Annotated in this window: 22 protein-coding genes, 1 tRNA gene and 1 pseudogene; 13 read left to right on the top strand and 11 right to left on the bottom strand. The window is 41.4% G+C overall.

The annotated features are described in order from the left end of the window. Positions 1–386: 386 nt before the first annotated feature. Complete coding sequence (locus BWP33_RS12190) at positions 387–1,172, bottom strand: hypothetical protein (RefSeq protein WP_002642807.1); 786 nt, start codon at positions 1,170–1,172, stop codon at positions 387–389. 66 nt (positions 1,173–1,238) lie between these two features. Further along, positions 1,239–1,427 (bottom strand): YdaS family helix-turn-helix protein, encoded by a 189-nt coding sequence (locus BWP33_RS12185; RefSeq protein WP_002642806.1) that lies wholly within the window; start codon positions 1,425–1,427, stop codon positions 1,239–1,241. Positions 1,428–1,565: 138 nt separating this feature from the next. Between BWP33_RS12185 and BWP33_RS12180 the strand changes: the two genes are divergently transcribed. The 8 genes from BWP33_RS12180 to BWP33_RS12145 all read left to right on the top strand — a co-directional run bounded on the left by BWP33_RS12180 (position 1,566) and on the right by BWP33_RS12145 (position 6,947). Further along, positions 1,566–2,201, top strand: a complete 636-nt coding sequence (locus BWP33_RS12180; protein WP_155999638.1) for a LexA family protein — start codon at positions 1,566–1,568, stop codon at positions 2,199–2,201. Positions 2,202–2,208: 7 nt separating this feature from the next. Then, a complete protein-coding gene (locus tag BWP33_RS12175; RefSeq protein WP_002642804.1) occupies positions 2,209–2,499 on the top strand; it encodes a hypothetical protein in 291 nt (96 codons plus the stop codon). 705 nt (positions 2,500–3,204) lie between these two features. Further along, complete coding sequence (locus BWP33_RS12170; RefSeq protein WP_155999635.1) at positions 3,205–3,630, top strand: hypothetical protein; 426 nt, start codon at positions 3,205–3,207, stop codon at positions 3,628–3,630. A gap of 99 nt (positions 3,631–3,729) precedes the next feature. Further along, entirely contained in the window at positions 3,730–4,290 is a 561-nt protein-coding gene (locus BWP33_RS12165; RefSeq protein ID WP_002642802.1) for a TrbM/KikA/MpfK family conjugal transfer protein, read from the top strand. A 93-nt stretch (positions 4,291–4,383) separates the two neighbouring features. Then, positions 4,384–5,139: a nucleotide-binding protein gene (locus BWP33_RS12160; protein WP_002642801.1), complete on the top strand. Its 756-nt coding sequence runs from the start codon at positions 4,384–4,386 to the stop codon at positions 5,137–5,139. Next, positions 5,120–5,563, top strand: a complete 444-nt coding sequence (locus tag BWP33_RS12155) for a hypothetical protein (protein ID WP_002642800.1) — start codon at positions 5,120–5,122, stop codon at positions 5,561–5,563. The genes BWP33_RS12160 and BWP33_RS12155 overlap by 20 nt, the downstream gene beginning before the upstream one ends. 98 nt (positions 5,564–5,661) lie before the next feature. Further along, on the top strand, positions 5,662–6,009 hold the full coding sequence (locus BWP33_RS12150) for a helix-turn-helix domain-containing protein (protein ID WP_081579000.1): 348 nt from the start codon (positions 5,662–5,664) through the stop codon (positions 6,007–6,009). Beyond that, complete coding sequence (locus tag BWP33_RS12145; protein ID WP_081578999.1) at positions 6,000–6,947, top strand: tyrosine-type recombinase/integrase; 948 nt, start codon at positions 6,000–6,002, stop codon at positions 6,945–6,947. Before BWP33_RS12150 ends, BWP33_RS12145 begins: the two co-directional genes overlap by 10 nt. Positions 6,948–6,951: 4 nt before the next feature. Here BWP33_RS12145 and BWP33_RS12140 read toward each other — a convergent pair. The 3 genes from BWP33_RS12140 to BWP33_RS12130 form a co-directional block, all read right to left on the bottom strand. Beyond that, positions 6,952–7,027, bottom strand: a tRNA-Lys gene (locus BWP33_RS12140). Positions 7,028–7,116: 89 nt separating this feature from the next. After that, positions 7,117–7,806 carry a hypothetical protein gene (locus BWP33_RS12135; protein WP_002642798.1) on the bottom strand — a complete coding sequence of 230 codons (690 nt, stop codon included), beginning with the start codon at positions 7,804–7,806 and terminating at the stop codon, positions 7,117–7,119. Positions 7,807–8,093: 287 nt separating this feature from the next. Then, a complete protein-coding gene (locus tag BWP33_RS12130) occupies positions 8,094–8,702 on the bottom strand; it encodes a BON domain-containing protein (protein ID WP_002642797.1) in 609 nt (202 codons plus the stop codon). A 414-nt stretch (positions 8,703–9,116) separates the two neighbouring features. Here BWP33_RS12130 and BWP33_RS12120 point away from each other — a divergent pair, with 414 nt between their 5' ends. Continuing rightward, positions 9,117–9,899 carry an amino acid ABC transporter permease gene (locus tag BWP33_RS12120; protein WP_002642796.1) on the top strand — a complete coding sequence of 261 codons (783 nt, stop codon included), beginning with the start codon at positions 9,117–9,119 and terminating at the stop codon, positions 9,897–9,899. Positions 9,900–10,220: 321 nt separating this feature from the next. Beyond that, on the top strand, positions 10,221–11,444 hold the full coding sequence (locus BWP33_RS12115) for a sugar MFS transporter (RefSeq protein WP_002642795.1): 1,224 nt from the start codon (positions 10,221–10,223) through the stop codon (positions 11,442–11,444). A 127-nt stretch (positions 11,445–11,571) separates the two neighbouring features. Here BWP33_RS12115 and mnmG read toward each other — a convergent pair whose 3' ends face one another. From mnmG to def, 4 genes are all read right to left on the bottom strand, one after another. After that, a complete protein-coding gene (gene mnmG / locus BWP33_RS12110; protein WP_002642794.1) occupies positions 11,572–13,458 on the bottom strand; it encodes a tRNA uridine-5-carboxymethylaminomethyl(34) synthesis enzyme MnmG in 1,887 nt (628 codons plus the stop codon). Beyond that, entirely contained in the window at positions 13,455–13,649 is a 195-nt protein-coding gene (locus BWP33_RS12605; protein WP_155999631.1) for a hypothetical protein, read from the bottom strand. The genes mnmG and BWP33_RS12605 overlap by 4 nt, the downstream gene beginning before the upstream one ends. Further along, positions 13,625–15,010 carry a DNA repair protein RadA gene (gene radA / locus BWP33_RS12105; RefSeq protein WP_002642793.1) on the bottom strand — a complete coding sequence of 462 codons (1,386 nt, stop codon included), beginning with the start codon at positions 15,008–15,010 and terminating at the stop codon, positions 13,625–13,627. Before radA ends, BWP33_RS12605 begins: the two co-directional genes overlap by 25 nt. A gap of 65 nt (positions 15,011–15,075) precedes the next feature. Continuing rightward, positions 15,076–15,591: a peptide deformylase gene (gene def / locus BWP33_RS12100; protein ID WP_002642792.1), complete on the bottom strand. Its 516-nt coding sequence runs from the start codon at positions 15,589–15,591 to the stop codon at positions 15,076–15,078. Positions 15,592–15,742: 151 nt separating this feature from the next. Between def and BWP33_RS12095 the strand changes: the two genes are divergently transcribed. From BWP33_RS12095 to lpxB, 3 genes and pseudogenes are all read left to right on the top strand, one after another. Continuing rightward, positions 15,743–17,014 carry a LysM peptidoglycan-binding domain-containing protein gene (locus tag BWP33_RS12095; protein ID WP_002642791.1) on the top strand — a complete coding sequence of 424 codons (1,272 nt, stop codon included), beginning with the start codon at positions 15,743–15,745 and terminating at the stop codon, positions 17,012–17,014. 73 nt (positions 17,015–17,087) lie between these two features. Then, positions 17,088–17,291 carry a hypothetical protein gene (locus BWP33_RS12090; RefSeq protein WP_002642790.1) on the top strand — a complete coding sequence of 68 codons (204 nt, stop codon included), beginning with the start codon at positions 17,088–17,090 and terminating at the stop codon, positions 17,289–17,291. Positions 17,292–17,620: 329 nt separating this feature from the next. After that, a pseudogene (gene lpxB / locus BWP33_RS13080) lies at positions 17,621–18,760 on the top strand (lipid-A-disaccharide synthase); the annotation flags it as partial. 2,225 nt (positions 18,761–20,985) lie between these two features. On the opposite strand, the gene rpsI reads toward lpxB, so the two are convergent. Next, positions 20,986–21,378: a 30S ribosomal protein S9 gene (gene rpsI, locus BWP33_RS12080; protein ID WP_002642788.1), complete on the bottom strand. Its 393-nt coding sequence runs from the start codon at positions 21,376–21,378 to the stop codon at positions 20,986–20,988. 15 nt (positions 21,379–21,393) lie between these two features. After that, positions 21,394–21,825, bottom strand: coding sequence for a 50S ribosomal protein L13 (gene rplM, locus BWP33_RS12075; RefSeq protein ID WP_002642787.1), 432 nt, complete (start codon positions 21,823–21,825; stop codon positions 21,394–21,396). Positions 21,826–21,943: the final 118 nt, after the last annotated feature.

Genomic DNA, 21,943 nt, shown 5'->3' with positions numbered 1-21,943 from the left:
TCTGATAAACAAAAAATCAAAATACCACCGAGCGCGACCGCGCTCATTTTCTTTGGCGTAATCTTTGAAAGTATTCTTTGTATAGAGTGCGTCCATTTTGAGCAAAGTACAATGTACATTTTGTTCAAAGTACATTGTTCAAAATGTACAAAGACATGATTTTAAAACATTTTCTACTTGATGAATGAATGCGGTTTTTTACTTAAAAAATAGGCAGAAATACGTTTCAGGCTGCCTGAAACGCCATTCAACGAAAGCATAAATAAAAAACACCCATTTTGGGTGTTATACGGGTGCATTTTGGGAAAAATTAAATAAAAATCTAAATAAAATATACAGTTACCCACCAAATCAGGCACACCAAAACAGGCAAAATTACAACGATTTCACCACTTTTTAGCCTTTTTCAGGTGTTTCATTATCTCCGCCATAATTTGCTTTTGTTCCTGCTTGGCGGCTTCACTACGCGGTGGAGCTTGGCTCTCACGTTGTCTCTGTTGCTCTTGGATTTCTTTTTGAATGGCTTGAATGTGTTTTTGTTCTTGATAGCTATTCACTTGGCTGGGCTGATATTCAGGCGAATAAAAGCCAATCCAACCAGCAACAATACTGCGTTCCATAACCACATTCAAATCAAATTTGCCACGCAAACGTGCCAACTGCTTAATCAAGGCACTTTTTTGTTTATTGCTGGGAAATTTGCCTTTTTTATCTTTGTAAACATCAAGATAATCATTCCATTTGTCCAATGGAATAAATTTGGGAATGGTGTAATTGTCGCGGTCAATTTGGGTTTGCAAAATATTTTTTGGTGCAACCATACCTTTAATTTCATAAACCATTTCCAGCAAACGCCCAAAATTCACGCAAAAGTGCATTTTACCGTGAACGCCACCGCGTCTGTATTGCAGTAAACCCTGTGAAATCAGAAAGTTTCGTGCTTTTTCATAGCCACGACGAGTTAAGCCCAATTCATCGTAAAGATGTTGGGCGGTTTTGTAGAACCAGCCACATTTTTGCGGCTCGGTGCGATGAACGACATCAGACCAATACACGAATTTGGACAACATCGTGGCAGCCTGAACATTTGTGCCACAAATTGCGCTAAATTCGCGGTAAACAATGGCGCATTCTTCGTTGAGATGTGATTTAAGGGTTTGCAATAAAAGCATTTTATGGTAAACTTTCTGCTTGTAATAAAAGCATTTGAAAGCCCATTTGGTTGCAGCCAATGGGCTTTATTTTTGCTCTTTTGAAATTTGGGTAATTAGAAATAATTCAGGATAAGCTAATTTAACAGAAGCTGGAATACCCCGATTTTTCCAGTTATGGACACGTTGTGGACTGGCTTTTATCAATTTTGCCACCTGACTTGTGCCACCTAATTGTTCAATAATCTTTTTGTCTGATGGCTCGTTGGCATTCATAACAAAACTCCATGTTTAAAAATGCTTAAATTAAACACTATGTTTAATAAAAAGTCAAACAATGCGTTTAACAACATTTTGTTTAAATCAGGGATAATTTAGCAGTTATGGACTGTAAAGAATTGAAACAGATACATTATGGACATCACAATGCAAAGGCTATACGCTGCGACACAGGAGCTTTTTCAAGTAAATACACAAACAGGAATTGCCCATTTACTCAACACTTCCCCACAAGTTGTTAAAAATTGGGAAAAACGTGGTATTTCAAATCAAGGAATTTTAGATATTCAAGAAAAATTAAATGTTTCATCTAACTGGGTTAAAACAGGTAAGGGAGAAATGCTGATTGAGAAAAGTAATGCAGTTACCAACATCAACAATACAGGGAATATCAATCATTTTGTTAATGAAAATTATGGTACTGTAATTGCAAATAGTCAAAAAAATTTTAAATTATTGGATTTAAATCAAGTTATTACAGCACCACCCAAAATACCATTTTGGGTCAAAATACCAAATGATGAACTACAAAGTATAGGCATTTTTAAAGATGATATTTTACTTATCAATCCACATTTAAAAGCACAACATAACCATGTTGTACTCGTATCATCAAATGAACGTGGGATTGTTGCTAAATTATCTATTGATTTAAAAAACCAGTATTTTTTAAAATATAACAATCAGATGCCAGAAATTATGCCAACTGATACACAAATTATTGGCATTGCTGTTGAATTAAAAAGAATTTTCCTTAATTATGAAAAGTGAGAAAATCATGAGTAAATTTTTTAACTTATGTATCGTATCAGTATTAACTACATCTTGTGTACATACAACAAAAAATTACTATACAATATCACCGCCAACACATGAAACACCAATTATAAATCCTACTAAAATTTCTACTTCTAATGAAAAGCCTGCGGTTAAAACACAAAAACCAGCTCCTCCACCTGAATGGGATGTGTTTGCATATAGTGAATATCAAGAAAAATATGGGGAAGTGCCTGAATGGGACGTATTTAATAAAAAATATCCTAAATCTAATCAGCTTGATGGTTTTTAGTTAAAACAGAACCTCCGCTAAAATAGCCTTATGGTTCACTTCCAAGCCTATTTCCCCTGACAATAACTTTCCGTTTCGTGCTTACTCCATGACGTGGTTAATCATCAGACGAGAGCCATACATTAATCCCCGTTGCCACGGGGATTTTTGCTATCTATATCTTGCTCAAAATCATCAAAAATTAAACTTACTGTAAATCTCTTAAAAAATATTTCATTTACTATCAAAAGTTTATTTTGAAATTTAAACAAAGTGTTGATTTTTTCTTAAACGTAGTGTTTAATTTGAGCTGTGCAGGTATCACAGTTCTTTAACAATTTGGAAACGCAAGTAACCCAACTTCCCTGATTGATTTCAGAAAGTAAGTCGTGTAATTGGGTTTCAGGCTGCATTCAATCAGCCCCAAGCAGTTGAAATGTCCGTGCATACGGGTAGCGCATTGTGCGTCCGTGAACAGGCGACAATTTGAACGTATCTTGATGAATTGGGACGTATTCCCAATGCTGGAATCTATCTACGGAATGGTTCTAACGCTGCGGCAGTAGGCAGCGAATACAGGGTTTCAGGCAGCGTTGAGCAATGCTCCGCTATGAAATCGTGTGATTTTAAATATTGTTTTTAAAATTATTCCTTATGAAGTTGCACCGCTCGCTTAGCTTTGGCTGGGTGAGTGGTTGCAATGTTTTAATTGATTTAGGTGTTGTTATGAAAAACAAAACCTTGGCTCAAATCTTAAAACCGATTGCCGAGCCTAAATTTGCTCAACAGCGCAACCATATTTACAGCCAATTTAAAAAGATGTTGGCGCATGGCATGAGCCGTGAAACCGCGCTGACACACGCAAAATTCAGTGTGGACAGTTTGATTGGTAACTACGACAAAATTACCTATGATGATTTGAACCGTGAAACAGTTATGCTGGTACGCGAACGCAACGGTTTGGTTGAAGTAATTGCCGTATACCGTCCGCCGAAAAATGGGCGCGGTCAAGTCATGCTAGAAATGGTCAGAAGCAGGAAAAAGCGTAAGTTTCCCAATGTCCAAGCCACGTATGAGCGTTTGAGAAAAAGCATTTACCGCCGTTACCCAAACACTTATTTTTCTGATGAAAAAGTATTTCAGGCAGCCTGAAATGGTTGCAAACCCAAGCCAGTTTGAACAAGCTGGTTTTGTTTTGCAAAATTTTTGCAAATGACTGTTTTAACCTATCTATTTTAGGAGTGTTTTATCATGAAAATGAAAAAATTGCTGGTGGTAACGGCTGTTTCTGCCACTTTTTTTGTGCCGCTTTCGGCTCATGCAGACGATTTGCTCACAGGCGATACCCGCTTGGCGTGTGAAGCAATTTTGTGCTTGTCCAGCGCAGAACGTCCGAACGAATGCGCGGAATCTTTGCACCGCTATTTTTCCATCAAACTGAAAAAGCCATATAAAACCATTCAGGCGCGTAAGGATTTCTTGAATTTGTGTCCGTCCAGCAGAGAACCGAATATGCCCCAACTGGTTAATGCGTTGGCAAAGGGTGCTGGACGTTGCGATGCCGCCGAGTTGAATAAAATCGGGCATTATGTGGGTTTGGGTCAAAATCGCCGTTTTGTTGTGAGTAAAACTAAACCCAGCTATTGCGCTGCCTACGAAAACCACGAATGGACTACGGTCAAAACCGAATTACAAACGGTGTACTGTACGCGCATGGTGCGCAGTATTGGCGGATTTGGTGGCTCATTGTCTCATTCACAGCCACACACGGAAAAATACGCTTGCGGTCATAAATGGGTAGATGTGAAATAATTTCAGGCAGCCTGAATAATCCAATATTCTTTTTTTGATAAACCTAACGCCCCTTATCGTACAGAATAAGGGGCTATTTTTAAAGGAATTTTTATGCAAGAAGTTCACATGGTAGCACAAGGCAAGGGCGGTGTGGGGAAAACATTTATTGCGTCTTTGGTGGTGCAATATTTGCAAGGCAAAACCACACATTTACATTGTTACGATACTGACCCACAAAATCATTCATTTGCCAACTATCCAGCATTTAATGCAGAAGTCATCAATATCTTAAATGATGATGATTCCATCAATACACGCCCATTTGATGATTTGGTAGAAGCCTTGATTTATCAAGACGGTTTCGCGGTAGTGGACAATGGCTCGGCGACTTTTTCGCCTTTGATGAATTATATGGCAGAAAACGACACGGCTAACGCATTGGCAGAAGAAGGTGTCCGCTTGGTGTTCCATGTACCATTGGACGGTGGGCAAGCTCTGACCGAATGTGTGAAAGGTTTGGACAAGATTTTGGAAAAACACAATGCCGATGTGATTGTTTGGTTGAACGAGCATAACGGCAAAATTGAATTGAAAGGCAAAACATTCAAAGAATTTTCTGTTTATAAAGCCAACCAAGAACGCATTTTGGGCATTGTAAAAATTGAATCTTTGGCAGCCGATACCTACGGCAAAGACATTACGACCATGACGGAAATGAATTTGACGTTTGAAGAAGTGAAAGTATCACCTGAATTTCGGTTCGCTGAAAAACGCCGTCTGAATATGGTTAAAGAAAGCATTTTCAGCCAGCTTGATGCCATTCCCTTAACTGATGCGGAAATCAGCCATGAACCCGAAACAGCATGACGAAGTGCAAAAGTTGCTTGTTGAACTCTATGACTTGACAGGCTATAAAATGACGGCAGATGACCCAATTATTGCCATGATGTTAATTCAACGCCGCGAAATGGCGGAACTGGTGGCGCAACATCAAGCGCAACAGCAATTTTTCCTTGATGAATTGACGAAAAAAGCCAACGCGATTGTCGGGTCGGCGGACGCATTCAGCCAACAAAAAAATTTGGTTATTCAGGAAATTTTGCATACCAACACACAAATGCTGGCTGAAAACGAAAACAAATTGTTTGCCCAAGTTAGCAAGCGCATTCAAGACCAATTTAGTGAAATGTCGGTGGACTTATTTCAGAGCTTAGAAACTCGGACTTTTCGCTTAATGATGATTTTGTTGGTTGTGCAAGTGGGCGTGTTGATTGCGTCATTGATTTTGTAATGGTTTGGGCAGTTTGAATTTTTTCAGGCTGCCTGAAATTTTTCAAAAGGAAAAACGATGAATAAACGTGAAGATAGCTTGCCCAAACAGGAAAAACCATGAAAACCTACACCGTAACTGAAGCTGCCAAGCTCGCCCATTGTCACCCCGAAACCCTACGCGAATACATCAGAGCAGGAAAACTGGTTGCGGCGAAAATCGGGCGAGCCTATTGCATTCGTCAGGCGAAACTTGACGAGTTTCTTCAATCACTTGAAAATGATGTCGTACAGACATCACTTCAACAACGGAGTGAACAACAATGTCCAAAAAGCAAAGTAAAAACAAAGGTATCTACCAGAGAGACGGCGTTTGGTATCTTGACATCAGAGCAGGCAATCAGCGAATTAGACGCTCTACTGGCACCAGCGACAAGGCGAAGGCTCAAGCGTACAGAGTGCAGTTAGAACATGAAATTTGGCAGCAACAGCATTTAGGTGTGCTGCCAAAACATTTATGGGACGAAGCTGCCGCCAAATGGATTAAGGAGAAACAAGACAAAAAGAGTATTGAAGACGATATTTGTCGTATTCGGCAATTAACCGCCTTGCGTGGTCGGTATTTGCAAGATTTAGACCGCAAAACGATTATGAAAGTGGTTAGTGAATTGCCTTGTTCAAACAGTACGAAAAACCGCTATTTGGCGTTAATTCGTTCCATTTTGAACAAATGCGTGAATGAATGGGACTGGTTGAGTAAAGCCCCCAAACTCACATTGTACAAAGAGCCGAAAAAACGCATTCGCTGGCTCAAACCGCAGGAAGCCCAAAAATTGGTTCATGCCTTTGAAAACTTGCCCTATATGCAGCATATGATTATTTTTTCACTAGTAACAGGTTTGCGACAAAATAATGTGTTGAATTTAAAATGGGAACAGATTGATTTAAAACGGCGTATCGCATGGATTTATCCTGATGAGACTAAAAACAGTCAGGCTTTGGGCGTACCGCTTAATCAGGTGGCATTACAGGTTTTGGCAGTCCGACAGAAAACCACGCCTTTTGTGTTTAATAACAGCAAAGGGCAGCCTGTTAAAGCGGTCAGTCATCGCATTTGGAGAAAAGGCTTAAAAGAAGCTGGGATTAGTAATTTCAAATGGCATGACTTACGCCACACATGGGCAAGTTGGTTGGTGCAAAGTGGCGTACCGCTTTTGGCTCTCAAAGAAATGGGTGGTTGGGAAAGTTTGGAAATGGTGCAGAAATACGCACATCTTTCATCACAACACTTGCAAGACCACGCGGATAATTTACTGTTAAATTGGGACACAATTTGGACACAATCCAAAAAATCCGATAATTCGGGGACAAAAGAAAAAAGCCTAAACAACTGTTTAGGCTTGTAAAATTTGGTGGGTCGTGAGCGATTCGAACGCTCGACCAACGGATTAAAAGTCCGCTGCTCTACCGACTGAGCTAACGACCCATCTGATAAGAAGTCCGCATTCTAAAACGGTATTTTTATATTGTCAATTCAAATATCGCTTTATTTCATTATTTCATTGATTTTAAATTTTAAAATAATTCATTAATTTCTTCAGACTGCTTTTGACGAATCGGAGCAAGTGGACGTTCAGCTTGTGGCGCAGCACGTTGCGCTGAATGGTTCTCTGAATTGCTGTTATTGGAACGGCGTGGTGTCAATGGGCGCTCACCACGATTAATCGGTTGCAATGGAATTTCGTCTTGTGTGTCATACGAATGATTATTGCGGTTACGTGTAGTCGGTATTGGCATGGTGTCGTTATTACCATTATTTTCACGGCGACGACGCGGTTTTTTCGCTTGTGTTGCGCCATTGGTTAAAGAACGACTGTTTTCCAGTGGCATCGTGTTACTTACCACACCATCACCGTTGTCTCGCAAGTTTTTCACAGCATCATCGGCATCTTTACTACGTGCCACAGCTGCACTACTGGTAGCTGGTACACTGGCACCATTGGCGGTGTTGGCGTACATCGGCGATTGAATCACACGTTTGCCATCGGGCGACATTTTTTCCACAGGTTGTACGGGTGCGGTCATGGTGGCTGGATTGGTGTTGATGGGTTTGGTGTCAATGCTGGTTAATTTAAAATAAACCAATACAATTAAACCAATAACAACCACAGTTCCCAGTAATAATAAACTCAATAAAATTGTGCCAAGACTCATTTTGCGTCTTGGTTCATCATCATTTTCATAATCTTCGTATTCGTACGACATAGTGTGTTCCGTTTCAGGCAGCCTGAAAACCGCCAGAGATCAAATAACAAATATTGTAAAATCACCATCATTTTTCAGGCAGCCTGAAAGTTGAGACTGCCTGAAATATGTCAAAACCTTAGAACCTGTATTCACAGCCAACGTGAAATGGATTTTTGTCCCAGTTGGTGCGAATGTCAGGCGAATTTCATCTAATAGTGTTCCTATTGGCGTGAAATTCAACGCAGCAGGCGTGCTAAATGGTACAAAAACGCATCGCGCTTGGCTGTGAATGAAAGTTCTTAGAATTAGTTGGTAACAGGTTCAACATAATTTTCGTATAAAGTAACCACACGTTGTACGCCTGATGTGGTGCTAATACGTTGATTAACCAATTCTTGTTGTGTGGGAGTGAGTAAACCCATCACATAAGTGATGCCGTTGAACGTAACCACTTTCACATGACCAGGGTACACGCCGTCCAAATTCAACAAACTGGTGCGGACACGCGAGGTAATCAGTGTGTCATTGCTGATATTGGTTAAAGTGCGTCCTGAATCCACCACTGTGATGTGATTATAAACAGCTTGTGCGCTGCGTTCGGCGCGTGCAATTTGCTCTGCCATTTGGCGGTCGGCTTCGCTTGCTACCACACCTAAGAGTAACACATGACGGTTGTAGCTAACCACTGACAATGAAGGTTTGAAATTAGAGGTATTATTTTTGCGCAACGTGGAGCTAGCTTTGGCTTTGATTTGTAATTCCATAATTTGGTCATCGGCTTGTGAACCTGCGCTTCGACGGTCGGCTACCGACGCTAGGGCGGTTGCACCACCTATCACACCCACGGCACAACCGCCCAAACTACCCATTAATACTGTTGCTATTACCATTTGGCGAAAATGTGTCTTAAACATAATGAATTCCTTAGTGAATTGGCTTTTAATATTTTGGCAAATTAAAGATGGCACAATTTTAACGTTTTTTAATCAATTATGCACTTTTTCTGCATTTGACTATATTTTAGAACCTGTATTCACAGTCATTCGCACCAACTGGGACAAAAATCATTTCACGTTGGTTATGAATACAGGTTCTTATTTTGGGCTTTTGTCTTTCAGGTTGCCTGAAATCATGATGCCTTTTAAAAATTTGAAATATATCGTCGCTTTAAATTTCATTTTAAACGACCATAAAAGAACTTGTCTAATAAACATTAAAGTTGAGCAATGTAACCGAATAATTTGAATTTTTCCATACATAAGATGACGTTTGCGGTAAAATGATGCGCTTTAGGCGGCTGACCGCAGTATTTTTTGGATTTTTTGTATATGAATGATATTTTTGTATTTTTGAAACAATTTACCGATTTCCGTTTTGATATTATTTGGGAATACCGTGATATGTTTTTCAAAGGAGCATTGTTGACTTTGGAAATCACGGCGGTGGCGGTATTGGGCGGCACGATTTTGGGTTTGATGGGTGCATTGGCACGAATCATTAAAATAGAAAAAGGCGGTGCGTTTGTCAAAATCATCATGTTTATTTTACGTACATTATCGGGTGTGTATGTTACCTTGTTTCGTGGTACACCTTTGTTTGTACAAATTTTTATTTGGCATTTTGTGTGGTCGGTTGCGCTGATTAATCCAAATGATGGATTGTTAATCAGTGGCGATTTGGCGGCTGAATTGCGCCGCAATCATGGAGCGTTGATTGCAGGCGTATTTGCCTTAACGGTCAATGCAGGTGCATACATCACGGAAATTTTCCGCGCAGGCATTCAGTCTATTGACAAGGGGCAAATGGAAGCGGCGCGTTCATTGGGGTTGACGTATGCACAAGCGATGCGTTTTATTATTTTACCGCAAGCCTTGCGCCGTATGTTGCCGCCAATTGCCAATGAATTCATTACATTATTGAAAGATAGCTCGCTGGCGTCGGCGATTGCGGTGGCAGAATTGGCGTATGTGCAAAAAACCATTTCAGGGCGTTATTCTATTTACGAAGAACCACTTTATACCATTGCATTAATTTATTTAATCATGACCATGTGTTTGAGTTGGATTTTCACGCGTTTAGAGAAAAAATACAACGCCAATCAGCAGCACTAATTTATAGAGCTTTAGAACCTGTATTCATAAGATTTTTTACTTGATTTTATTGATTTTTTTGTGAATGGGGGTTCTAATTTCAGGCAGCCTGAAACCTTTGCTCCATCTTGGGCGCATTTTTTCACGATGCGCTTTTCTAATGCCTGAAAACGCGAATGAGTTACCCGCGTTCTGTTATTTTACTGTTTTACAAAGGTTTCATACAATCATACTGCCTAAGAAATAACTGATTCATATTCATCAATAAATATCATTTGCCAAATACGATTAAGCGGATATATGATAACTACTTCCGATTACAAAAATATTTGGAGTGATTCCATGTCTTCACAAACAACTCAATCTCAAAACAATACGCTCGCATTGGGTGTATTGACTTCGCTGTTTTTTATGATGGGTTTCATTACCTGCATGAATGATATTTTGATTCCGCATTTGAAAAAAATCTTTGATTTGAGCTACACGCAAGCCATGTTGGTGCAGTTTTGTTTTTTTACTGCTTACGCGTTGATGTCCATTCCAGCAGGCAAATTGGTAGAGAAAATTGGTTATAAAGGTGGTGTGATTGGTGGTTTTTTGATTGCTGCATTGGGTTGTGTATTGTTTTATCCCGCTGCAGGCAGCGCGTCTTATCCCATTTTCTTGGGCGCGTTGTTTATTTTGGCAACAGGCATTGTGTTGCTGCAAGTGGCGGGTAATCCTTATGTAACCTTGTTGGCAAAACCTGGAAAAGAATCCACTACTTTAACTTTAATTCAAGCATTTAATTCATTGGCAACCACCGTTGCACCACCATTGGGAGCGGCTTTGATTTTCGTAGATGCCACCGCCAGCAAAGCTCAACAAGTTTCTTCAGTACAGATTCCGTATTTGGGTTTAGCGGGCTTTATGGTGCTGTTGGCGGTTGTGGTGGCAATGATTAAATTGCCTGATGCGCGTCAAATTGCCAATCAGGAAACCGAGCATAATCACGATGGAAAAACCAGTGTTTGGCAATATAAACATATGATTTTAGGTGCAGTTGGTATTTTCTGCTATGTGGGTGGAGAAGTGGCAATTGGTTCTATGATGATTAATGTCTTGGAAAAAGTGGCGGGATTAAGCCATGAAACAGGTGCAAATTATTTGGCAATCTATTGGGGCGGCGCCATGGTAGGACGTTTTGTGGGAACGGCGGTGCTGAATAAATTTGAGCCTAATAAATGTTTGGCGTTTAACGCATCTGTTGTAGTGGTGTTGATTTTATTGGCGATTTTATTGGGTGGAAAAGTTGCCATGTGGTGTTTGTTGTGTATTGGCTTATTTAATTCCATTATGTTCCCGACTATTTTCTCTTTAGGAACAAAAGGTTTAGGTAAGTTCACAGGACAAGCATCGGGTATTATCTGTACAGCGATTGTAGGTGGTGCCATTATTCCTGTGGCGCAAGGTGCGTTTGCGGATACCATTGGTTTGTTGCCAGCGTATTTTGTATCGGCTGTATGTTACTGTTATATTGTGTATTTTGCATTAAAAGGCTATAAAGCGGATGAGAAAGTAGCTTAATTCTCGTGTGATGCACGATATCTTTGCTTGGGCTAACATGGGGGCAGATTCCTTATCTGCCCTTTTGTGATTTTATAATTATTTAAAATTAGAACCTGTGTTCGTAATGAACATAGGTTCTAATTTCTTATTTTGCCTCTTTAAACCCACGTTTTAAATGTACCATTAACAATGCTACCGCCGCAGGGGTAACGCCTGAAATACGGCTCGCTTGCCCAACGGTTTCAGGTTTGTATTTATTGAGTTTTTGCTGCACTTCTGCCGATAAACCTTTGACTTTGGCATAATCAATGTTTTCAGGCAGCCTTAAAGTCTCAATGTCGCGGCGACTATCAATTTCATCGTTTTGGCGGTCAATATAGCCTTGATATTTTACTTGAATTTCAACTTGTTCCACCACATCATCAGCCAAAGGACTTTCAGGTAATGCGTTTGGCAGCGTCATCAGTTTGGTATAATCCAAATTTGGTCGGCGCAACAAATCGTGTAAATTCGCTTCACGCGCCAATTTTTGTCCGAATACGCGTTCTTGCTCCGCCACATCTAATTTTAATGGCGTGTACCACGTTGATTTTAAACGTTGGATTTCACGTTCAATGTTTTCTCGTTTGGTACCAAAATCGCGCCACTGTTGCTCCGACACCAAGCCAATTCGGTACCCCAATTCGGTCAAACGCATATCAGCATTGTCTTCGCGCAACTGCAAACGGTATTCAGCGCGGCTGGTAAACATACGATACGGTTCATTTACACCTTTGGTAATCAAATCATCTACCAACACGCCCAAATACGCTTGTTCGCGGCGCAACAGCAAGGGGTCTTGTTCGCGAACAAATTGCACCGCGTTTGCGCCCGCCAACAAGCCTTGTGCAGCGGCTTCTTCGTAACCTGTCGTGCCGTTGATTTGCCCTGCGAAAAATAGCCCAGCAATGGTTTTGGTTTCCATGCTGGCTTTCAGGTTGCGTGGGTCAAAATAATCGTATTCAATTGCGTAACCTGGTCGCAAAATATGCGCATTTTCAAGACCTTTCATGCTGCGAACGAGTGCCAATTGAATGTCAAATGGCAAACTGGTGGAAATGCCATTGGGATAATATTCGTGGGTGGTTAAGCCTTCGGGTTCTAGGAAAATTTGATGGCTGTCTTTGTCGGCGAAACGGTTGATTTTGTCTTCAATAGACGGGCAATAGCGCGGCCCAACACCTTCAATTTTGCCTGTAAACATGGGACTGCGGTCAAAGCCACTTCGGATAATTTCGTGTGTTTTCAAATTAGTATGTGTAATCCAACACGAAATTTGACGTGGGTGCATCGCTTGATTACCGCGTACGGAAAATATGGGGGTAGGCGTGTCGCCAGCTTGTTCGGTTAATTGGCTAAAATCAATTGTGCGCCCATCAATACGCGGCGGTGTGCCTGTTTTCAGCCTACCTTGTGGTAAATTCATTTCGCGCAAGCGTGTACCTAAGGTTTTAGCGGCTGGGTCGCCAGCGCGTCCACCTTCGTAGTTTTCTAAACCGATGTGAATTTTGCCTGATAAGAATGTGCCAGCCGTCAAAACTACTGAACGCGCTTTAAATTCCAAACCCATCGCCGTATTGACACCCGAAACGCGGTCGCCATCTAAAGTAATATCCGTTACGGCTTGTTGAAATAATTCTAAATTTTCTTGATTTTCAAGCATTTCACGAATAGCCACTTTATACAAAATACGGTCGGCTTGAGCGCGTGTGGCGCGGACGGCTGCGCCTTTTGATGCATTCAAACGGCGAAATTGTATGCCTGATTTGTCGGTGGCAAGTGCCATTGCGCCGCCAAGTGCATCAACTTCACGTACCAAATGTCCTTTGCCAATGCCACCAATGGCTGGATTGCACGACATTTGTCCAAGCGTTTCAATGTTGTGGGAGAGCAATAACGTTTGTGCGCCCATGCGTGCAGCGGCGAGTGCGGCTTCTGTGCCTGCGTGTCCGCCACCTACCACGATGACATCATAGGTTTTTGGGTAAATCATGTGTGTTTTGCTTTCATTAATTGTTCAGGCAGCCTGAAAAGGGTTTCAGGCTGCCTTGTTGTTTTCAAAAAAATAATTGTGTCGATTGTACGCTTTTTCAGGCAGCCTGAAAATGATTGCGCTGATTGTTTTACGAGATGCGTGGTTCTTTCAGGCAGCCTGAAAATTATTCGTCTGCCAAATCGCGACACAAACTCACGGCATCTTGCAAATTGTCCACGCCATAAATTTGCAAATTGGGAAAATCTTTTGGGGCATTTTTGGGTAAATTGGCTTTTGGCACAATCGCACGTTTGAAACCCAATTTCTCTGCTTCTTTCAAACGCTCTTGACCACGCGGCACAGGACGAATTTCACCACTTAAACCAATTTCACCAAACGCTACCATTTTCTCGGGCAGAGGTTTATTTCGGAAACTGGATAACATCGCCAAAATAACCGCCAAATCCGCCGCAGGTTCGCTAATTTTCACCCCCCCGACTGCATTCAAAAACACATCTTGGTCAAAACAGGCAATCCCCGCATGACGATTTAATACCGCCAACAACATGGCAAGGCGGTTTTGTTCCAAGCCAACGGTTAAACGCTTGGGCGTAAATCCGTGTGCATCGTCCACTAATGCTTGAATTTCTACTAAAAGCGGACGGCTTCCTTCTTGCGTAACCAACACGCATGAACCCGCCACATCGTCGCGATAACTCGCCAAAAAAATTGCTGATGGATTGGAAACGCCTTTTAAACCCGTTTCTGTCATCGCAAATACGCCCAACTCATTCGCTGCACCAAAACGGTTTTTAATCGCGCGAATCATGCGGTAATTGGAATGCTGGTCGCCTTCAAAATACAACACGGTATCCACCATGTGTTCCAATACACGCGGGCCGGCGATTGCGCCATCTTTGGTAACGTGTCCAACAAAAATCATTGCAATGCCCATTTGTTTGGCCATTCGTGTAAGTTGTGCTGCACATTCGCGCACTTGCGACACCGAGCCAGGAGCGGACGTGATTTGGTCAGAATACATGGTTTGAATGGAGTCAATCACCACCACAGATGGCTTGTGTTGTTTTAAGGCTGCCTGAATCGCTTCCAAACGAATTTCTGCCAATAAATGCACACCGTCCGCATTTAATCCCAAACGCTGCGAACGCAATGCCACTTGTTGCGCGGATTCTTCGCCCGAAACATATAAAACGTTGCGCTTTTTCGCCATTAAAGCGATGGTTTGCAACAATAGCGTAGATTTGCCAATACCGGGGTCGCCACCGAGCAAAATCACCGCACCATCTACCAATCCACCACCCAACACACGATCCAGTTCGCCCATGCCTGTGGCTTCGCGTGGGACTTCTTGAGCGGTAACTTTGGAAAGTTCTTGTACTTGTGTGGTTTCAGCCGCCCAAGATTGGAAACGCGCGTTTTTAGATTCGGGTGCGGCTAAGTTTTCGGTAAGCGTGTTCCATTCGCCACAATGGGGGCATTTGCCAACCCATTTGGGGGAAGTTCCACCGCATTCGGTGCATTGGTAAACGATTTTGGGGGCTTTTGCCATGTTGATTTGTTTAATTTGTTTAATTTATTTTGCAAAATTTTCAGGCTGCCTGAAAACAATCGCATTTACATATTATGGCGCATTTCTTCGCGTTCACGTTTTTTCATTTTGGTTTTGATGCGATTTTGTTTGAGTGGCGACAAATATTCCACAAACACTTTGCCTTGCAGATGATCCAATTCGTGTTGGATACAAATCGCTAATAAACCGTCTGCATCCAATTTTTGTGCATGACCGTCTGCGTCCAAAAATTCTACGGTTACACGTTCGGCACGAGTTACCGTGTCATACACACCTGGAACAGATAAGCAACCTTCTTCGTAAGTGGTTTCACCGTCTTTGTGGGTAATAATTGGATTAATCAGGGTAATCAGTTGGTTGCGTTCTTCAGATAAATCAATAACCACCACACGCTCATGAACATCAACTTGTGTGGCAGCCAAGCCTATGCCGCGTGATTCATACATGGTTTCCGCCATATCTGCCACCAATTTTTTGATGCGGTCATTTACTTCACTCACAGGTTTAGCAACTGTATGTAATTTCGGATCTGGATATTTTAAGATGGGGAGAAGTGCCATTTTATTGTCTCAAAAGTAATTATTCAAAATGTGTGTGGCAAACTTGCCATTTGTAACAAGAAAATAACATAAAAACTGGCATTTTTCTATTGAAATGCACTATCATTCGGTTTATGTTTCCCTGTTTTTTAATTAACTAAAGAGAGTTGCAATGAATAAATCCATTATGACAATGTTGTGCGTGGCTGGAATAGCCATTTCTGCACCTGTTTTTGCCAAAGGTTTGCAAGTCAAACCCAATGCACCTAAACGCTATGTTGTGAAGCAAGGTGACACCTTATGGGGCATTTCAGGCAAATATTTGTATCGCCCATACCAATGGCCCAGCTTGTGGAATGTAAACCGTGCAAAAATTCGCAACCCACATTGGATTTATCCTGGTCAAGTGTTGTATTTGACTTATGTGAATGGTCGTCCTGTGTTGCGTGTTGGCAAAGGCGCATCGGGTCGTAAAAGTGGTTTCATCAAATTGCATCCACAAGTGCGTGATTTAGGTTCTGGCTACGGTATCCAAACTTTAGACGTGGATTTTTACCGCTTATTTATGAAACACCCGCAATTTGTTAGCGCAAATGAATTGACACACGCTCCACGCGTGGTTGCTGGCGCAGATGGACGCAATATTTACACCAATGGCGATCGCATTTATGCTGACGGCATCATTGAACCAGGCGAATATTTGAGTTTCCGCGTAGTACAAGATTTGAAAGATCCAATTACAGGCAAATCATTGGGTAAATTGGTTGAATTTAGTGGCGAATTAACCACATTGAGCAACGATAACACCGCGTTAGCAGAACGCAACAATAGCACCGCATTAAATGGATACAGTGCCAAACAACGTGCCAAAATGGAAGCTAAATTGGCTGGCGATGAATATTATGTGAAATTAGACAGCGAGAAAAAACCAACTGCCGTTCGCACAGCAGTGCCATTGCAAGTAAAAACCGCCGCATCTGAAATCATGCGTGGCGATTACATTATTCGCAAACCAGACGTGATAACACAATTTAATGCGATGCCACACACACCAGATTCTCCTGTGGAAGCGCGTATTGTTTCCGTGATGGACGGCGTATCGGAAACTGGTGTGGGTCAAAGCGTGATTCTGAATAAAGGCTTGGCCGATGGCGTGGACGAAGGTACGGTGTTGTCTGTCTATAAAGGCAATCGCTTAGTACAAACCGAATGGAACAACCCAGACAAAAAAGCCACTAAAATTTTGAGTTTACCAACTGAAGAAGTTGGCTTAGTGATGGTGTATCGTACCAGTGAACACGCATCATCTGCAATTGTGTTAGAGAGCAAATCCAATGTGAGTACTGAAGATGTGTTGCGTGAACCTGGTCAAGATTTGGAAACATTTGACGATGCAAACTTCCAAAAAGACGGTATGATTGATACATTGAAAAAATCTAAATAATTAGAAATTTATTTATTTTCAGGCAGCTTGGATATTTTTCAGGCTGCCTGAAAAAATTTTAAGGAGTAAAAAAATGTGGCATATCGTATTAATTGGATATGTATTTACCACAATGATGTTTTCATTAGCGCAACCGAGTGTGGCGCGAGCGTTAATTTACTTAGTATTTTGGACAATTTTGCCAACAGTATTTGCAGTATGGGTGGCGATGGTACGGCGACGTAACCGCATCGCTAAATGGCAAGAACAACAAAATTCAGCTAATGAAAAAGAATAACCAGAATTGAGTCAATAAATCAATTAAGTGTAGGTTAAACCACGGTTCAACTTATGTCAGAGATATATAGTCATTTAAAAATAAAGTAATACAATTCTAATTTTTATTCTTCGGCGTAAACTGGCACCCTATTGCCTCAAATTGAATTCAATAAGAAAACATTGGCAAAATTTCACTATATTTGTGAATTTGCATTTCTTAGATGACTATTTTTTTGTACAATTCATTTTTTTATCTAAGAATTATATTTTCAAACAGCCTGAAACAAAATACACTAACCATTGACCAACAATAAAAATTTAAACAATTAAAGTAAACAAAATATTTTTATGAATAAAGAAATTATTATCGCACTCTGCGCTGGCGAAGCCTCTGGCGATTTACTCGGCGCACATTTAATTGATGCACTTAAACAACAGTATCCCAATACACGTTTTGTCGGAATTGGTGGTCCTCGCATGAAAGCGGCTGGTTTAATTAGCTTATATGAACAAGATGCCCTAGCAGTACGCGGTTATACTGAAATTTTGGGTAACCTATTTGAAATTTTGCGTATTCGCCGTGGTTTAGTGGAAGATTTACGCAAAATCAGCCCACATGTTTTTGTTGGCATTGACTCGCCCGATTTTAATTTAACAGTCGCTGCCAAATTAAAAGCCGCAGGCATTCCTACTTTACATTATGTTAGCCCTTCGGTGTGGGCATGGAAACCCGAGCGAGTACATAAAATCGTGCGTCAAGTAAATCAGGTTTTGTGTTTGTTCCCAATGGAACCCAAATTGTATCGTGATGCTGGTGGCAAAGCAGAATACGTTGGACACCCTTTGGCACAAATGCTGCCACTGGAAAATAGTCGCGAAGCCGTGCGCGAACGTTTGAAATTAAATTTGACTGCACCCGTGTTCACATTGCTCCCCGGTAGCCGTGTGAGTGAAGTGGAATATATGGCACCGGTTTTCTTACGTGCTGCCGCTTTAATTGTCAAAGCCTTACCTGAAGCTGTCTTCTTGATGCCCTACCCTTCAGCTGGTGTACGCGAGTGTTTGCAAGAATATTTACAACAAGAAGAATTTCGTTATTTACCCATTCGTCTTCAGGCTGCCAAAACCGAATTGGCGTGTATAGCAGCTGATGTTGTATTGGTAACCAGTGGGACTGCTTCATTGGAAGTGGCTTTGTGCAAACGTCCGATGGTGATTAGTTACCGTATTTCGTCTTTGACTTATGCATTAGTCAAGCGCAAAATTAAAATTCAATATGTGGGTTTACCCAATATTTTATTGGGTAGAGAAGTTGTACCTGAATTGCTGCAAAAAGATGCCACACCAGAAAAATTGGCAAATGCCGTACTGGATTGGTATTACCATCCTGCGCGTGCAGCAGAATTGGAAATGCATTTTTTGCAATTACACCAATACCTACGCCGAAACACAGACGAATTAGCCGCTTATGCCGTGCTGACCGAAGCAGGTTTGCATTTACCCAAACCCGAAGTAATCGGCGAAGAATTTGATGATGTTGCATCGCAACCCAGTATCACTGAATCCGAGTTACCCAAATCCAGCGAACAAACACCACAAACCGACACAACCCAAACCAATGAATCGGTTGCCACACCCGAAAATTTGACAAATAATCCAATTATCGCACCACCAAGCGCATTGGTTGGCATGAAAACAGATGCGAAATTGGTTAAATCAACCGATACCCCTGTTTCGCTTGTGTCGCCCGAAAGCAAACCCATTGCCTCCGAACCAACACCACCACAAACCATAACCGAATCCAGCACCGAATCTTTCAGGCAGCCTGAAAAAAATGCTGAACAAATTATTGAAACCAATCAACCTTTGCCAAATGAGTCTGATAACATGAATACAAATGCACCCAATTCATCTGCACCACGAAAGTCTAAAGGTGGACTTTTTGGCTGGCTTTGTTCGCTGTTTGGCAAAAAGCAGCGACCTGAATTTGAAGCAATGCAAAATGATGCACTAGCCAATGCGTCTGACAGCACAATCGTTGCCGTATCACGCGCCGAAGCTCCAGATGATGCAGAACCCCAACAACCTACCCAAACCGCAGCCCCCACCACATCATCTGAAAATACGCAGCCTGCAAATGCAGCTGTGTGCCATGTCATTGAAGAGGAAGAATTACACGTCGCGCCCGTGCAAATGGTATTACCCAAATCCACCATTTTAACGAATAACCAAAAACCAAATATTTTCGCCAAATACATACCCGATGAGACCCAATCGGCAGCCGCAACACCCGTTGTGGAAAAGACTACGCCCACAATCCAATCCACTGAAAATAAAAATATTTCAGTAAGCATAAACAAAAGACCTGTTGCACCAGCGATTGCGCCCGAGCCACCCAAAGCACCTTCTGCACCACAAACCAGTTCATTGGCAAAATATCTAACACAGGCAAGCATGGCAGGTTTGCCAGCCGACAAATTGACCAAACCTGCACAACCTGTTGCAGAAACAAAACCAGAAATTTCTGTAGAAATAGAGTCTGTTCAGATTGCTAACCAACCTGTTGCAGAAACAAAACCAGAAATCTCTGTAGAAATAGAATCGGTTCAGATTACCAACCAGCCTATTGTAGAAACAAAACCAGAAATCTCTGTAGAAATAGAATCGGTTCAGATTACCAACCAGCCTATTGTAGAAACAAAGCCAGAAATCTCTATAGAAGTAGAATCTGTTCAGATTACCAACCAACCTATTGCAGAAACAAAACCACAAATTTCTATAGAATCCGTTCAGATTGCCAACCAACCTGTTGCAGAAACAAAACCAGAAATTTCTGTAGAATCCGTTCAGATTGCCAACCAACCTGTTGCAGAAACAAAACCACAAATTTCTGTAGTACCAGTGGTTCACACGATAGAACCCAAAAAACCTACAATTACGGTACAAGCCGTGCCACAAAAAGCCACTATTGAAGTGGTCGTAGCACCCAAAAACACACCAAATGTAAATGCTCAATCAGGACAAAATTCAGGCAGCACGAACGTACCAACAGGGGAAATTACGCCTAGAGTGGAAATTGAGTCCTCTCCAGTTAAACCGAAAATTCAGACAACTCAAGTAGCGGAAAACACTCCACCAACTCAAACAATTGAAAAAACGAATACCGTATCATCGGTTAGCAGCGAAGTGGTAAAACCTGTTGAAACGCCTACACCCAAAAAATCACCATTTGCGCCCAAAACAATTGGTGAAAATTCATTTGCGTCCGTGTTCCGTAAACATACATTACAAACGGAACAAGCTGAAAATATTGATGCCATCAACGACAGAATTGAGCCAGCTGAAAAAGATGAACCAGAACAAATTGTTGTTAATAGTTCTGCTACATTATCTTCGCCACCGACTCACGCTGATGCAGCAACAGACGAAGGTTTGCCTGTGCCTGAAATTTCCAATTACAGCATAAATCCTAAACGTTACAATAATGGCATTTTCTTCTAAATCAATAAAGTGATTTTTAGGCTGAAACCTTTGCCAAACCTATCTAAATTGGGCGGTGGATTTTATATCCGCCCCCTATTTTTTATTTATCATTTTACAATTGAAATTCATTCAAATAGGATGAATTGAAATCACAATTTTTTTATCTCCAATCCATAAAATAGAAAAACACCCCAAAATTCTTGAGGTGTTTTTCTTGTATAAAAAACGAATTAACGTTTTGAGAATTGTTTTGCGCGACGAGCTTTGCGCAAACCAGCTTTTTTACGTTCCACTTCGCGAGCGTCACGAGTAACAAAACCAGCTTGAGATAAAGCAGGTTTCAGGGCTACATCATAATCAATCAATGCACGAGTGATACCATGGCGTACTGCACCAGATTGACCTGTTTCGCCACCACCAACAACATTCACTTTGATATCAAATGATTCTAAGTTTTCAGTCAAAGCCAGAGGTTGGCGAACCACCATGCGGCTGGTTTCACGAGAGAAAAATTCATCAACAGGGCGACCGTTCACGATGATTTGACCTGTGCCTTTTTGCAAGAACACGCGAGCTACTGAGCTTTTGCGGCGACCTGTGCCGTAGTAGTATTTACCGTTCATAATTTCGTGTCCTTATTATTTTAATTCCAAAACTTTAGGTTGTTGTGCAGCGTGTTGATGTTCTGCACCAGCATACACTTTCAGTTTTTTAATCATAGCGTAACCCAATGGACCTTTTGGCAACATACCTTTTACGGCTGTTTCCAATGCACGACCTGGAAAGCTCTCTTGCATTTCACGGAAAGAACGTTCATAAATACCGCCTGGGAAACCTGAGTGGCGATAGTAAGTTTTGCCTTCAAATTTGTTACCTGTAACGCGCAATTTGTCGGCGTTAATCACAATAATATAGTCACCAGTGTCTACGTGTGGCGTATATTCAGGTTTGTGTTTACCACGCAAGCGACTGGCAACTTCGGCTGCAACGCGACCCAAAACTTTGTCTTCTGCGTCAATTACAAACCATTCGCGTTGCACTTCGTGCGGTTTCGCTGAAAAGGTTTTCATAGTTAGTCCAAAAAAAATTAATAATAGAAACCGCAAATTCTAGCATTTACGCTATTTTGTGTCAATGAATTTACCCGTGAAATCGGCTGAAACCTATGTATTTATTAGATTGCGCAAA

This window comes from Simonsiella muelleri ATCC 29453 (assembly GCF_002951835.1).
In the GTDB taxonomy this organism is placed as follows: Bacteria; Pseudomonadota; Gammaproteobacteria; order Burkholderiales; family Neisseriaceae; genus Simonsiella; species Simonsiella muelleri.
The sequence above is the reverse complement of the archived record's forward strand: the minus strand, read 5'-3'. Positions and strand labels throughout refer to the sequence as shown.